Here is a 14842-nt window from a genome sequence, read left to right as displayed (position 1 = left end):
ACCCGGCAGCCACCAGAGATGCCCGTCGGCGCCCGTCATTGTGCCGGCGCGGCGCGCTTGTCCATCTCACCCCTATTGCATAGTCTTCCCCGACCCTTTCCGGAGACCACCCCATGGGCCAAAACGCCGACTGGATGCAGCGCGACCTCGCCGTGCTCTGGCATCCCTGCACCCAGATGAAGGACCACGAACGCCTGCCGGTGGTGCCGATCCGCCGTGGCGAGGGTGTCTGGCTGGAAGACTTCGAGGGCAAGCGCTACCTCGACGCGGTCAGCTCCTGGTGGGTCAACGTCTTCGGCCACGCCAACCCGCGCATCAACCAGCGCATCAAGGACCAGGTCGACCAGCTCGAGCACGTGATCCTCGCGGGCTTCAGCCATCAGCCGGTCATCGAACTGTCCGAGCGCCTGGTGAAGATCACGCCCCAGGGCCTGGACCGCGTCTTCTACGCCGACAACGGCTCCTCGGGCATCGAGGTGGCGTTGAAGATGAGCTACCACTTCTGGCGCAACCAGGGCCGCGAAGGCAAGAAGCGCTTCATCACCCTGACCAACAGCTACCACGGCGAGACCATCGCCGCGATGTCCGTGGGCGACGTGGCGCTGTTCACCGAGACCTACAAGTCGCTGCTGATGGACACCCTCAAGGTGCCCAGCCCCGATTGCTACCTGCGCCCCGAAGGCATGTGCTGGGAAGAGCACTCGCGCAACATGTTCGCCCACATGGAGCGCACCCTCGCCGAACACCACGCGGAGGTGGCCGCGGTGATCGTCGAGCCGCTGATCCAGGGCGCCGGCGGCATGCGCATGTACCACCCGGTCTACCTCAAGCTGCTGCGCGAGGCCTGCGACCGCTACGGCGTGCACCTGATCCACGACGAGATCGCCGTCGGCTTCGGCCGCACCGGCACGATGTTCGCCTGCGAGCAGGCCGGTATCGCGCCGGACTTCCTCTGCCTGTCCAAGGCCCTCACCGGCGGCTACCTGCCGATGGCGGCGGTGCTCACCAGCGAGGCCATCTACCAGGGCTTCTACGACGACTACCAGACCCTGCGCGCCTTCCTCCACTCGCACACCTACACCGGCAACCCGCTGGCCTGCGCCGCCGCCCTGGCGACCCTGGACATCTTCGAGCAGGACAGGGTGATCGAGGCCAACCGCGCGCTGTCGGTGCGCATGGCGCAATCCACCGCCCACCTCGTCGACCACCCGCACGTCGCCGAAGTGCGCCAGACCGGCATGGTGCTGGCCATCGAGATGGTCCAGGACAAGGCCAGCCGCGCGCCCTACCCCTGGCAGGAGCGGCGCGGCCTCAAGGTCTTCCAGCACGCCCTGGAACGCGGCGCCCTGCTGCGCCCGCTGGGCAACGTCGTGTACTTCCTCCCGCCCTACGTGATCACCCCGGAGCAGATCGACTTCCTCGCCGAAGTGGCCAGCGAAGGCATCGACATCGCCACCCGCGACTCGGTGAGCGTCAGCGTCGCCAACGACCTGCATCCGAACCACAGGGATCCAGGCTGACGCAGCCGGAAGCTGGAAGCTGGAAGCTGGAAGCACCGCACAGTTAAACTTCCGGCTTTCAGCTTCAGGCTTCCAGCTCCCTTATGCGCCTCTCCCGCTTCTTCATCGACGCTCCCCTTTCCCTCGGCCAGCACGCGCTGCCCGAAGCCCAGGCCCACTACATCGGGCGCGTGCTTCGCCTCGCCGTGGGCGATGCCATTCAGCTGTTCGACGGTTCCGGCCAGGAGTACCTGGGCGAGCTGGTCGAAGTGGGCAAGAAGACCGTGAGCGTCGAGTTGCGCGAGGCCTTCGCCGGCCAGGCCGAGTCGCCGCTGCGGGTGCACCTGGGCCAGGGGCTGTCGCGGGGCGAGCGCATGGACTGGGCGATCCAGAAGGCCACTGAGCTGGGCGCCGCCGAGATCACCCCCATCGTCAGCGAACGCTGCGAAGTACGGCTGAAGGACGAGCGCGCCGACAAGCGCCTGGCCCACTGGCGCCAGGTGGCGATCAGCGCCTGCGAGCAGTGCGGCCGCTCCGTGCTGCCGGTGATCCATGCGCCCATCACCCTCGCCGACTGGCTTGCCCAGGCCCAGGCCGACCTCAAGCTGGTGCTGCACCCGGTCGCCGAGCCCCTGGCCAGCCACGCCAAGCCGCAGACCCTGGCCTTCCTCATCGGCCCCGAAGGCGGCCTCAGCGACGCCGAAGTCGCCCAGGCGCAAGCCGCCGGCTTCCATTCGGCACGCCTGGGACCCAGGGTGTTGAGGACGGAGACAGCGCCGGTGGTGGCGCTGAGCGTGGCGCAGCAGTTGTGGGGGGATTTCTAGGAAGCAGCGGCAAGTTTCAAGCTGCAAGCCTCAAGCCGTGGAACGTGCTCCATCTTGCAGCTTGTGACTTGCCGCTTGCAGCTGCCCCTAGATAATCCCAGCATCTTCGAGCATCTGCTCGAGTGCAATCAGGTCGGGGATGCGGGCGACGTCCTCGCCCAGTTGCACGGCGTCCAGCTCCAGGGGAGCCAGGGGAACGGCGGCGCGGGGCAGGTCGGAGTCGACCTTCAGCGAGCGCGGGATGCCCTGCACCAGCAGGGCGATGAATTTCACGTGGCCGCGCCCGCCGAGGGCGTTGAGCACCACCACGCGGGCGCCGGCGCCGACCTGGGGCTGGCCGTCGGAGGCGGCTTCGAAGGACAGCAGCGGCAGGCGCAGGTCGCGCCAGGCCACCTGCCCGAGGAACCAGGCCGGCATGCCCGCCGACACCTGCGGCGCGCGATAGGGGATCAGCTCGGCCACCGCCACGTTGGGCACCAGCAGGGTGCGATCGGACAGCGGCACCAGCAGGCCGGTGAGGCTGTTGGCGCTGTTCTGGTTGGCGACGGCTTGGCTCATGGTTCTTCCTTCAACGATTCTTCATTCCCGGCGCAACCGCCCGGAGCCCCATGGGCTCAGGCGCACTGCTCCGCCAGGTGGTTCACCAGCGCCTGGGCCAGTTCGCGGGGGTCGGCGCTGAACGTGCTGTAGCCGCCCTCGCGCAGGCTGTCGGGCATGCTCGCGCAGGCGCAGCTGTCGCCGCGCTGGGTCCAGATCGGCGCGCCCTGGCGGCGCACGTAGGCGGCGGCGGCACTGCCGTCGCTGCCCATGCCGCTGAAGGCGATGACGCCGCACTGGGCACCGTAGTGCTGGGCGAGGTTGAGCATCACCTGGTCGATGGACGGGCTGTAGGGCTCCGGCCAGGGGCGCTCGCCGACTTGCATGGCGCCGCCTTCGGCGAAGCTGAGTTCGTGGCTGATCGGCACCACCACCACTTCACCAGCACGTACCGCATCACCGGGGCGGGCCAGGTTGACCGGCCACTGGCTGTGACGGCCGACGGCCTGGGGCAGCGCCGTCTCGAAGGCCGGGTCGATGTGCTGGGCGTAGATGAAGCCGATGGGCAGGCCACCGGGCAGGGCATCGAGGAATGCCTTCACCGCCGCCGGGCCACCGAGGGAGGCGGCCAGCAGCCACACCTGGCGCGCCGGCTCGCCCGCCACCAGGGGCGTGTCGGCCAGGGCCCGGGGCAGGTCCAGGCGCGCCGGGCGCTGGGCCTCGGCGAGCAGCGCCTCGAGGCTGGGGCCGACGGCCACCGCCGGGTCGCCGACCAGGCGCTTGAGCTTGCCGAACAGGCGGCGCTCCCAGCGCGGGTAGTTCTCCGAATGCCGCTCGGGGGCGTGCCCCTCGCCGAACAGCACCGGTGCGCTGGCGCGCTCCATCAGGTTGTCGACCAGGGGCGAGTCATCCGACTGCGCCAGGTCCACCAGCCAGAGGTCCACTTCACAGGCGCTCAGGGTTTCCTCGTCCAGCCGGGCCGGATCGCTGTTGAGCACCACCTGGTAGCCGTTGCCCGCCAGCGCCTGCTGCAGCACATGGCGCTGCAGCGAGGTGTCGGCGATGACGGCGATACGCGCAGAGGTTTTCTCAGTCATTTCCCTTGACCAGTCGCTGGATGGTTTCAAGCAGCAGGGACTCCTGGTACGGCTTGCCCAGGTAGTCGTTGACGCCGATGGTCATGGCCCGCTCGCGGTGTTTCTCACCGGTACGCGAGGTGATCATGATGATCGGCAGGTCCTTCAGTCGCTCGTCGTGGCGCACCAGGGTGGCCACCTCGAAACCGTCCATGCGCGGCATCTCGATGTCCAGCAGCATGATGTCCGGACGGTGCTCCTGCAGTTGCGAGATCGCGTCCACCCCATCCTTGGCGGTCAGCACGTTCATGCCGTTGCGTTCCAGCAGGCGGCTGGTGACCTTGCGCACGGTGACCGAGTCGTCCACCACCATCACCAGCGGCGGACGGTCGTGGTCGAGCTCCGCCGGCAGCGCGGCCTGGGTCGCGGAACGCGGGAGCATCTGCACCAGGTGCGCGTGCATGGCGCGGATGGTCGCCAGCAGGTCGAGGATCACCACCACGCGGCCGTCGCCGAGGATGGTCGCGCCGGAGATGCCATGCACCCCGGCGAACTGCGGGCCGAGGCTCTTCACCACGATCTCGCGGGAGCCCGCCAAAGAGTCCACCTGGACCGCCACGGCGTGATCGGTGGAGCGCACCAGGATCACCGGCAGCGGCAGGCTCTGGCCCACCAGCTTGGGTTGCTGGCCGTTGTTCAGCAGGTCGCCCAGGTACTTCAGTTCATAGGCCTGGCCGGCGTACTCGAAGCGCGGTGCGTCCGGCTGGTAGTAGGCCTCCAGCTCGTACGGGGAGACCCGCACGATACCTTCGATGGTGTTCAGCGGGATGGCGTAGAGGTCCTCGCCGGAAAGCACCATCAGCGCACGGTTCACCGACACGGTGAACGGCAGGCGGATGAGGAAGCGGGTGCCCTCGCCCGGCGTCGAGTCGATGCTCATGGAGCCGCCGAGCTGTTTCACCTCGGAGTGCACCACGTCCATGCCCACGCCACGACCGGAGATCTGCGTGACCTTCTCGGCGGTGGAGAAACCGGCCTCGAGGATGAACTGCAGCACGTCGTAGTCGGAGAGGTCGGAATCGGCGTCCATCATCCCGCGCTCGATGGCCTTGCGGCGCACGGCGTCGAGGCGGATGCCACCGCCGTCATCGGCCAGGGCGAGGACGATGTCGCCGCCCTCGCGGCCGAGGGTCAGGCGGATGGTGCCAGCCTCGGGCTTGCCGGCGGCGCGGCGCACCTCGGCCGGCTCGATGCCATGGTCGACGGCGTTGCGCAGCATGTGCTCCAGCGGCGCGACGATGCGTTCGAGCACGGTACGGTCCATCTCGCCCTCGGCGTTGCCGACAACGAATTCGACCTGTTTGCCCAGCTCGCTCGCCACCTGGCGGACGATCCGGCGCAGGCGCGGCACCAGGCGGTCGAAGGGCACCATGCGCGTGCGCATCAGGCCTTCCTGCAGCTCGGTGTTCACCCGTGCCTGTTGCAGCAGCAGGGTTTCGGCGTCGCGGTTACGCGCCGCCAGGGTTTCCTTGAGGTCCAGCAAGTCGGACGCGGACTCGAACAGCGCACGGGAAAGCTGCTGCAGTTGCGAGTGACGGTCCATCTCCAGCGGGTCGAAGTCCTCGTAGCCGGCACGCTCGGCCTCGGCCTGGTAGCGGCTGAGGATCTGCGCCTGGGTCTCGGTGTCGAGGCGGCGCAGCTGGTCGCGGACCCGCTCGATGGTGGCTTCCATCTCGCTCAGGGTGAAGCTGAAGTCGCTCACCTGCTGTTCGACCCGACCACGGAAGATCGAGGTCTCACCGGCCAGGTTGACCAGGCCTTCCAGCAGGTCCGCCGGGACCTTGACCAGCTCCTGGGGCGCGCGACGGGACGCGGCGTCCTGGGCGGCTTCCTGGGCCTTGCGGACGAAGGGCAGGACCTTGTACTCGGCGACCGCCTGCGGTAATGCGCTGGCGGCGACTATGGGCGCGGCCAGGCTCGGCGCCGGCGTCTGGGCGGCCGGTGCCGGCTCGGTGGCCTCGGGCTCCCGGGTCTCTTCGGCGAGCACGGCGTCGAGACGCTCGCGCAGCTGGTCGAGTTCGGCCTGCAGGCCTTCGAAGCCCGATTGCACGTCGAGGAACAGGCTGTCCGGCCAGGGCGAACCTTGCTGCTGCGCCTCGGTCAGGTGTTGTTCCAGGTCATGGCTGAGGTCACCCAGGCGCTTCTGCCCGGCCAGGCGCGCGCCGCCCTTGAGGGTGTGCAGCAGGCGCAGCAGTTCGTCGATCTGGGCAGCGTCTTCGCGACGCTCTTCCCAACGGCCGATGGTGCGTTCCATGGCTTCGAGCAGGTCGTCGGCCTCCTCGAGGAAGATGTCGAGGATGTCGTCGCTCTCGCCCGCGTCATCCTCGACGACCTGGGCGGCCGGCTGCAGGTGCACGCTGGAGGGCATGCTCAGCTGCTCGTCCGGGTTGGCGCGGAAACGCTTGATCGCCTCGATCAGCGTGTCGCCACTGGGCACGCCGCGCTTGTCACGCACCGCCTCGAGCATTTCGGCGAGCCGGTCATGGCAGGCCTGGAGCAGGGTGAACAGGCCGGGGCTGGCGCGCAGGCGCCCGCCGCACAGGCCTTCGTAGAGGAATTCCAGCTCATGGGCGAGGTCGCCGATCTCGCGGATCTCGGCCATGCGCGCACCACCCTTGAGGGTGTGCAGGTCGCGCTGCAGCGCTTCGACTTCGAGGATGTTGTTGACGTCGTCCATCCAGCGCTGCAGCGACGCACCGGCGCTGTCGATGATGTCGAACCCTTCCTCGAGGAAGATCTCCACCAGCTCCGGATCGCGATCGTCGAAGGCACTGGTCGCGGGCTCGGCGGCACGCGGCGGCTCGATCATCGAGGCGGCCACCGGCTCGGGCTCGGGCTCGGGCTCGGGCTCGGGCTCGATGGCAGCGGGCGCTTCGATGTCGGACAGGTCAAGCACCTCCGGCTCGGCTTCGGCTTCGGCTTCGGCTTCGGCTTCAGGGGCAGCGGGCGTGCTTTCCAGCGCCTCGTCCAGCAGCCATTGGTCGAGTTCGGGCTCGTCGTCGTGCACCGGTTCGGCATGCAACACGTGCAGCTCGGGGTCGACATCCAGCGGCGCTTCGGCAAGCGGTTCGGCCACGGCTTGCGCCGGCAGATCCTCCACCACCGTTTCGATGGCCTCCAGGGCCTCGACGGTGTCCAGCGGGTCGGTTTCGTCGAGCAGCGCCAGGGGCGGCTGTTCTTCGTCGATGACGATGCTCTCGCCGAGCTCGGCACCGGGGGCGTCGTCTCCGGCCAGATCGATCTCCTCGGCCTCGGCGACCTCTTCGATGTCCCCGGGCGGCAGCGCGGCCGCTGCGGCGGGCAGGCTCAGCCCACCGTTCTGGCGAAAGGTGCGGATGGCCTGGATCAGTTGCTGGGGATCGTCCAGGGGCAGGCGCGCCTGCAACTGGTCGAGCAGTACCGCGAGGCTGTCGTGGCTCTGCTGCAGCAGGCCGCCGAGCGCCGGCGAATAGCTGAAGCGGCGATCCACCAGGCCTTCGTAGAGGGATTCGAGCTCATGGGCGAGATCACCGATCGGGGCGATCTCGGCCATGCGCGCACCACCCTTGAGGGTGTGCAGGTCACGCTGCAGCGAGAGCAGCGAGGTGTGGTTGTCGGGCTCGCCCAGCCAGCGGTCGAGGGACTGGCCGGCGCTTTCCAGGATGTCCACGGCCTCCTCGAGGAAGATGGCGACCATCTCCTCGTCGAGGGATTCGTACACGCTGGGCGCGGCGAGGGCGTCCGCCACCACCACGGGAGCCGGCTCGGCAGGCGGGGCGGACAGGTCGTCCTCCAGGCCGGCACCGGTCAGCTCGGGCAGGGAGACCTCGTCGAACACCGGCGGCTCTTCCACCAGCTCGGCCAGGGGTGGCAGCTCGGTGTCGGTGGCGTTCCAGTCGATCAGGTCCGCCAGCGGGGCGTCGTCCAGCTCTTCAACGGTCAGGCCGCTGGTCAGCTTGGGGTCGAGCAGCGCCAGGGCGGCGGGGTCGACCACCTCCTGCAGCAGCTCGCGCAGGGCCTGCACGCGCTCGGGCTGGGGGGTGACCTGAAGGGCGGCGGCCACCTGGTCCATCATGCCGATCAGCGCCTCGTGGGCACGCTCGGCTTCGGCGAAGAAGCGCTCGCTGACGGCGAGGCTGCCTTCTTCCACCGCACCATAGGTGTCCAGCAGGGCTTCGCAGAGCTCTTCGATCTGCGGCAGCTCGGCCATCTCGGCGCCACGGCCGAGGGTGTTCAGTTCTTCCAGCAGGGCGCCCAGCTCCTGGCGCTCGGACGGGTGCTCGCGCCAGCGGCGCAGCAGGTCCTCGGCGTCCAGCAGGATGTCCATGCCCTCGGCGAGGAAGATGGAGATCAGCTGCGGGTCGCGCACCGTCTCGCCCTGCTCGCCCAGGCGCGCCGCTTCGGCGGCGCCGAGGCGATCCAGGTGCAGCTGCTGCACGCGCTCGAGGAATTCGGCGGTGCCGGGGATGCGTACCAGGGGCGTGGTCTCGAGCTGTTCGAGGCCGGCACGGAACAGGTGCTCGGCGTCACGCAGCAGCTCGGCCTCGGCCAGGTCCATCTGCACCAGGTTGGTCTTGTATTCCTTGGCCAGCTTCTCCAGGGGCGTGGCGATCTCGGCGATCGGCAGGATGCCCGCCATGTGCGCACTGCCCTTGAGGGTGTGCAGGGCGCGCTGGAGGCTGTCGGTCACCGGCTGCGGCAGGGACTGGGCGCAATCGGCGAGGAAGCCCACCAGGCTGTCGAGGTGCGTCTCGGCTTCGTTGCGGAAGATCTCCAGCAACTGCGGGTCGAGCGGCTCCTCGTCGCTTTCGACGGCAACGGGGGCTTGCGCGACGACGGCGGGCTCTTCGACGACCGGCGCTTCCGGCTCGCCCTCGGGCTCGACTGGCTGTGCTGAGTCCGGGGCGTCAGATTTTGGGAGTCGCTGCCCCTTCGCCAGGGCATGGGCCTCGGCGGCGAGGTGGTCGACATCGTCGCGTTGGCGCTGGGCCTTGGCGGCGAATTCGTCCACCAGTTGCGGCAGCAGGGCGACCACGTCCTGGATCACGCCACGGACATCGTCATCGGGCTGGATGCTGCGATCCAGCACGCGGTTGAGCAGGTTCTCGATGGCCCAGGACAGTTCGCCGATGACCAGCGCGCGCACCATGCGACCACTGCCCTTGAGGGTGTGGAAGGCGCGGCGGATCTCGGTCAGGGCGTCCTTGTTCTCGGTGTCGGCCAGCCACTGGGGCAGGAAGTCGCCGATGGTCTCCAGGACTTCGCCGGCCTCTTCGATGAAGACTTCCAGCAGTTCGTCGTCGACCGGCTCTTCGTCGGCGGGCGGCGGCAGCAGGCTGGGCGGCACGTCGCGGGCGGGCGGGTTGATGGCCTGGGTCGGCGCCGCCATGACATCGGCCATGGACAGCGGCTTGTCTTCCTCGACCGCGGGCGCCGGCTGCTCGACGGGGGCGACGGGCAGCTCGACTTCCGGCAGGTCGAGCCCGGCGAGCTCCACGTCGTCCCAGCTCAGGGAGGACTCGGGCAGCGGCTCCAGGCTGAGGACTTCACCTTCGAGAGGTTCGAGGCTTTCCAGCGGCGTGGCGTCCGGCAGCGGCTCCAGGTCGTCGAGGTCGAAGCTCTGCAGGGGCTCCAGGCTGTCCTGGGGCTCCTGGGCAGCATGCAGTTCCAGCGGCACGTCGAGACTGAAGTCGATGACCTCGGGCGCCTCGGCCGGCAGCTCGCCGAGGTTCCAGTTGTCGTCCGAGACCAGCAGCTCGCCGGCATCGGCAGCCGTCTCTTCGAGGGTGAGCTCGTCGAGGGCCGGCAGGGATTCCAGATCGCCCAGTGCAGCGGGCTCATCCAGGGCATCCAGCTCGGGCAAGGGTTCGAGGTCCGGCAGCTCGTCGGCGGCCGGGATCGAAGCGGCAACGGGCTGGGACTCGAAGGCAGCGACCGGCTCCAGCTCGGGGAGGTGGTCGAGTTCCGGCAGCGCATCGAGGCTGGCCAGGGGCGCCTCTTCGGCGACCACCGGCTCGGCGAACTCGGCAGCGACCGTCACGTCTTCGTGCGGTTCCAGGGGCTCCAGGTCCAGCGGCTCCGCCAGCTCCGATTCCTCGGCGGCCAGCACCTCGATTTCCTGCAGCGGGTCGGCCAGGGGCAGCGGCTCTTCTTCCGGCTCGATGCGATCGAGGATCGAGGGCTTTTCCTTGAGCGGGTAGCCCAGGGCCTCCAGGCTTTCCTCGGCCACGTCGAGAATCAGGTCGCCCTGGGTCGCATGGTCCTCGGAGAGGCGTTCGAGGTAGTACTCGACGCTGGTGATGGCGTCGGCGAGGGTGTCCAGGCTCTGCCAGTTGGGCACGGCCTTGCGCGCCAGGAGCTGTTCCTGGATGTAGCGGTTGCAGGCTTCCAGCAGGGTCGCCGCGCGGCTCAGCGGGATCATCGCCAGGCCACCACGGACCTGGGTCAGCAGCTCGGGGACGCGAGCCAGGTGCTCGTGGTTCCACTGCGAGGCGATGAACTCGATGATCGCGTCCTTGGCCTGCTCCAGGCCATTGCGCGCTTCCTTGATCACCAGCTGGTGGATCTGCGCCACGTCGGTGGTGGGCAGGTGGCTTTCTTCGGCGCGGCCATCATCGGCCGGGCCGACCATGCCGTTGAGCGTGGCTTCGACGTACAGCAGCGCGCCGGCGACGTCCATGAGGACGGCGTCATTGGGCTCGCGCTGGCCGAGGGAGAGGCTGTGGACCACGTCGATCTGGTCGAGGATCACCCGGCGCGGCTGGCCGAAGCCGAGCACGGCGAGGGTGTCGGCGATCTGCTTGAGCGGGGCCAGCAGGCCGTCCAACTCGGTGACGCCGCGACGGTCGCTGCGCACGAAGATGTCCAGGCTGTCCTTGACCCGCACCAGTTCCTCGCACAGGGCGGCGACGACGGAGCGCATGGCATCGCGGTCGGGGCCGGCGAGCCGTGCACGCTCCTCGTCCACCACGTCGGTGTCGGGCAGCGCTTCGTCGAGGCGGTACTGCTCCTTCAGCGCGCGGATGCGCGGCGACTGCGCGGGAGCCTTGGCGATGTAGAACAGCAGGTTCTTCACCAGCTCCTCGGGAGCCGGCTGGTTGATGCCGTCGGCGCCCTGGTCGAGCAGGCGCTTGAGTTCCTTGTCGATCTGCCGCAGCAGGGTGCGCACGGAGGTGCCGTTCACCACGCTGCCGTTGGCCAGGCCTTCGACCATGCCGGAGGCGATGGGCCAGAGCGGGCCGAGCGGCGCCTCCTTGCACAGGGACTCGAGGCGGGCGAAGACGCGCGCCATGTAGCCGAGGTTGGTGGCCAGGTCCTGGTTGCGGATGATCCCGACCAGGGCCAGCTGCAGCATCTGCCGCAGCTTGCGCAGCAGCACCGGCAGCTCGGCGGTGCGCATCTGCGCCAGGGCGTCCATGGACAGCGCGGGCAGGCGACCGGAGAGGTCCGGGGAGAACAGGCTGGTTTCCGACAGCAGCTTCTCGCCGCGCGCGGCGCGCAGGTCGTTGAGCAGCGGCAGCACCACCATGGGCAAGTCGCGGCGCGCGCTCTGGATGCGGTCGAGGTAGACCGGCAGTTGCAGGATGGCCTGCATCAGCACTTCCAGGGCTTCGCCCTGGTTGGTCACGCGGCCTTCCATCAGCGCCTGGGCGAGCTGCTCCATTTCCTCGGCGAGCAGGGCCGCGCCGTAGAACTCGACCATCTGCAGGGTGCCGTGGACCTGGTGCACGTAGGTCAGGCAGAAACGCATGCGCGTCGGGTCCTGGGTGTTCTCGACGAACGCCTCCAGGGCCTGTCGCGCCTGCTTCAGGGTTTCCGCGATCTCGCCCTTGACCCACTCAAGGGCGACATAATCGTGCCGATCACTCATAGCCGTCTGCTATCCCTTCCGGGTGAATGCCAGAACCTGATCGTCGGCGACCGGAACCAGGTCCGGGTGATGCCAACCCACTACTTCGCCCACGCCCACCACCATCAGGCCCCCGGCGCCAGGCGCTCGGCCAGGCGATTGAGGATTTCACGGCGACGCCAGCGGCGAAAATAGATCAACAGGTTCTGACAGAAGATTACGTCCATGCCGGACATTGGCGCCTTCGCCAGTTCCAGCACATTGAGCCGGGCGCAGCAAACGCGCGCGGCCAGGCTCTCAACAACTTTCAAGCGGCCATCGTCCATGACCTGGAAATAACGTTCGGCCTGGTCAGCGTCCAGCTGTTCCAGGCGGCGTGCGGCGAAGACACCCTGCCGCGCCTTGTTGAGGGCGCTGAGGCTGATGTCGGTACCGGTCACACCGAAGAATTCCGGCCGGTCGCTGCCCTGCAGCGCTTCGGCGGCGGCAATCGCCAGCGAATAGGGTTCCTCGCCGCTGGAACAGCCGACGCTCCAGAGCGCCAGCGGGTTTTCCAGGCCCGCAGCGACCCGCTCACGCAGGTAGGCGTCGAGCAGGTCGAAGGAGGGGCGGTGGCGAAAGAACCGGGTTTCCTGAACGGTGAGGCGATCCAGCAGGGTCGACCACTCGACAGCACCACGCGGGCCATCGGTGACCTGCCGGTAGTAGCTGCTGTAGTCATCCATGCCCAGCTCGCGCATCCGTGCAGTGAGATTGGTCTGCAGGAAGGAGCGACGCTGTTCGTTGATCACCACGCCCGTGCGTTCCTCGAGCAGCGATTGCCAGTCGTGGAACTGCGCGGGCGTCATGTCGGCCAGGGGTTTCAAGGCCCACACGCCGCTTGGCTGCATGCTGTCGTGCCTCTCGCTCATGGCCGCTGCGCCGCGGCTTCAAGCCGCGGCACCTCCCTTGGTCAGGCCTGTTCCGGAGCGTCCGGCAGGTTGAAGCCGGATACCGATTTGCGCATCTCGCTGGCCATCTTGGCCAGGTTACCAATGCTCTTGGCGGTAGCAGTGGTACCTGCGGAGGTCTGCGAGGTGATCTCCTGGATCACGTTCATGGTGTTGGAGATATGGCCCGCCGAGGAGGCTTGCTGACGAGCGGCGTTGGAGATGTTCTGGATAAGGGCCGCGAGGGTCTTGGATACCTTCTCGATCTCTTCCAGTGCCACACCGGCGTCCTGCGCCAGGCGCGCACCACGGACCACTTCGGAAGTGGTCTGCTCCATGGAGATAACCGCTTCGTTGGTGTCGGTCTGAATGGTCTTTACCAGGGCCTCGATCTGCTTGGTCGCGGCGGAGGAACGTTCCGCGAGTCGCTGTACCTCGTCCGCTACCACTGCGAAGCCGCGGCCCGCATCACCGGCCATGGACGCCTGGATCGCGGCGTTCAGTGCGAGGATGTTGGTCTGGTCGGCAATGTCGTTGATCAGGCTAACGATGTCACCGATCTCCTGGGACGATTCACCGAGGCGCTTGATCCGCTTCGAGGTGTCCTGGATCTGCTCACGGATGTTATCCATGCCGGTGATGGTGTTGTGCACCACTTCGTTGCCCTTGTTGGCAATGGCTACGGAACGTTCCGCTACCGCGGAGGATTCCGAGGCGTTCGCCGATACCTGGTCAATGGACACCGCCATCTCGTTGATCGCCGCGGAGGCGCCGGCGATTTCCTGCGCCTGGTGCTCGGACGCTTCGGCGAGGTGCATCGCGGTGGCCTGGGTTTCCTGGGCCGCCGCCGCTACCTGCACGGCGGTCAGGTTGATGGTCTCCACGAGGTCGCGGAGCTGGTCGATCGAGTAGTTGATCGAGTCCGCGATCGCACCGGTGAAGTCCTCGGTCACGGTCGCGGCCACCGTCAGGTCACCGTCCGCGAGGTCGGCGATTTCGTCGAGCAGTCGCAGAATCGCCGCCTGGTTGCGTTCGTTCTTCTCGGCGGTCTCGGCCAGTCGGCTGCGGGTGGTCTGAACCATGACCAGGCCGATCAGGATGATCGAGCCGAGGGCCAGGGCGCCCAGCACGTAACCGGCGAGGGTGTTGAAGCTACGGCCTTCGGCCTGCTTCTCGAAGCCGCCGGCCAGAGTGGAAGCCTTGTCCAGCAGGGTCTGCGAGCCGGTGAAGATGGTGTTGGCGGATTCACGGACCTGGAACAGTTCGGGCGAGGTTTCGAGGATCTCGTCCACGGAGCCGGAGACGAACTCGAACAGCTCGGAAATTTCCTGCAGACGCTCCAGGGCCTCGTTGTCGGTCACCTTGGAGATTTCCATCGCCGCGTTGCCTTCCAGCATCGCGTTCAGTACGCGACCGAAGAGGCTGGCGTCGCGGCCGAACATGTCGGCGGCCTGGACGGAGTCTTCGTCACCGGCAAGCACCTTGTTCACCGAGCCGAGGATACGTTCGGCCAGCAGCGACTGGCGCTGGGCGACCGAGACCTGGTCGGCGGGCGCGCCGCTTTCCAGCAGGATGTCGACCACTTCCTCGTACTCGACCTGCAGCTGCGGAATGGTTTCCGCCAGGGTGGCGGCTACCTGGTGCAGGGACAGAACGGTCTGCTCGCTGGCGAGGATGGCGTCGGAGTTCTGGCGCAGGCTGTTCCAGTCGGCCTGCACCGCATCCATCTCGGCCTTGACGCCTTCGGGAGCGGGCGGCAGCCCCGTGCTCTCGTCGCCGTTGAGGAGGATGTTCCAGCGCTTCTCGAAGTCGTTCCGGGCGTCCTTCAACAGGGCGAAGGCTTCCGCCTTGCCCGCCGCCGCTTCGGTGGCGTTCTTGGCGATACGCTGGGACAGTACGCGCAGTTCACCGGAGTGACCGAGGTATTCCTTGTCGTAGTTCGCCTGGGTGTTCAGGTATGCGAAGTTGGCGAACAGCAGCACGATGGACACGATCAGGACTACGAAGAGCCCCGCGATCAACGTACTACTGCGCGTTCCCGCAAGTAGATTGCCTGCGTTAAGTTTTTTCATTATCGGGCCCCCGCCTG

Annotated in this window: 6 protein-coding genes and 1 pseudogene; 2 read left to right on the top strand and 5 right to left on the bottom strand. The window is 67.8% G+C overall.

All coding sequences use genetic code 11. The features are described from left to right. Positions 1 to 113: 113 nt before the first annotated feature. Both PHLH3_RS02140 and PHLH3_RS02135 read left to right on the top strand, forming a co-directional pair. Complete coding sequence (locus tag PHLH3_RS02140) at positions 114 to 1520, top strand: adenosylmethionine--8-amino-7-oxononanoate transaminase (protein ID WP_213627960.1); 1407 nt, start codon at positions 114 to 116, stop codon at positions 1518 to 1520. 83 nt (positions 1521 to 1603) lie between these two features. After that, the gene (locus PHLH3_RS02135; RefSeq protein ID WP_213627958.1) at positions 1604 to 2323 is read left to right on the top strand and encodes a 16S rRNA (uracil(1498)-N(3))-methyltransferase; all 720 of its coding nucleotides are present in this window, start codon (positions 1604 to 1606) and stop codon (positions 2321 to 2323) included. A gap of 87 nt (positions 2324 to 2410) precedes the next feature. Here PHLH3_RS02135 and PHLH3_RS02130 read toward each other — a convergent pair whose 3' ends face one another. The 5 genes and pseudogenes from PHLH3_RS02130 to PHLH3_RS02110 all read right to left on the bottom strand — a co-directional run bounded on the left by PHLH3_RS02130 (position 2411) and on the right by PHLH3_RS02110 (position 14825). Then, positions 2411 to 2881: a chemotaxis protein CheW gene (locus PHLH3_RS02130; RefSeq protein ID WP_213627956.1), complete on the bottom strand. Its 471-nt coding sequence runs from the start codon at positions 2879 to 2881 to the stop codon at positions 2411 to 2413. Between the two features lie 56 nt (positions 2882 to 2937). Beyond that, positions 2938 to 3957, bottom strand: a complete 1020-nt coding sequence (locus PHLH3_RS02125) for a chemotaxis protein CheB (RefSeq protein ID WP_213627954.1) — start codon at positions 3955 to 3957, stop codon at positions 2938 to 2940. After that, positions 3950 to 11845 carry an Hpt domain-containing protein gene (locus tag PHLH3_RS02120; RefSeq protein ID WP_213627952.1) on the bottom strand — a complete coding sequence of 2632 codons (7896 nt, stop codon included), beginning with the start codon at positions 11843 to 11845 and terminating at the stop codon, positions 3950 to 3952. The genes PHLH3_RS02125 and PHLH3_RS02120 overlap by 8 nt, the downstream gene beginning before the upstream one ends. A 9-nt stretch (positions 11846 to 11854) precedes the next feature. Then, a pseudogene (locus tag PHLH3_RS02115) lies at positions 11855 to 12714 on the bottom strand (CheR family methyltransferase). Positions 12715 to 12776: 62 nt separating this feature from the next. Continuing rightward, the gene (locus PHLH3_RS02110; RefSeq protein WP_111262586.1) at positions 12777 to 14825 is read right to left on the bottom strand and encodes a methyl-accepting chemotaxis protein; all 2049 of its coding nucleotides are present in this window, start codon (positions 14823 to 14825) and stop codon (positions 12777 to 12779) included. Between the last annotated feature and the right edge of the window lie 17 nt (positions 14826 to 14842).

It is taken from the genome of Pseudomonas sp. Pc102 (genome assembly GCF_018408275.1).
In the GTDB taxonomy this organism is placed as follows: Bacteria; Pseudomonadota; Gammaproteobacteria; order Pseudomonadales; family Pseudomonadaceae; genus Metapseudomonas; species Metapseudomonas tohonis.
This window is presented reverse-complemented; position numbering and strand designations above follow the sequence as displayed.

What these genes read in the sequence shown, in the direction of transcription:
- PHLH3_RS02140 (WP_213627960.1), top strand. Translation starts at nt 114, where the DNA reads ATGGGCCAAAACGCCGACTGGATGCAGCGCGACCTCGCCGTGCTCTGG.
- PHLH3_RS02135 (WP_213627958.1), top strand. Translation starts at nt 1,604, where the DNA reads ATGCGCCTCTCCCGCTTCTTCATCGACGCTCCCCTTTCCCTCGGCCAG.
- PHLH3_RS02130 (WP_213627956.1), bottom strand. Translation starts at nt 2,881, where the DNA reads ATGAGCCAAGCCGTCGCCAACCAGAACAGCGCCAACAGCCTCACCGGC.
- PHLH3_RS02125 (WP_213627954.1), bottom strand. Translation starts at nt 3,957, where the DNA reads ATGACTGAGAAAACCTCTGCGCGTATCGCCGTCATCGCCGACACCTCG.
- PHLH3_RS02120 (WP_213627952.1), bottom strand. Translation starts at nt 11,845, where the DNA reads ATGAGTGATCGGCACGATTATGTCGCCCTTGAGTGGGTCAAGGGCGAG.
- PHLH3_RS02110 (WP_111262586.1), bottom strand. Translation starts at nt 14,825, where the DNA reads ATGAAAAAACTTAACGCAGGCAATCTACTTGCGGGAACGCGCAGTAGT.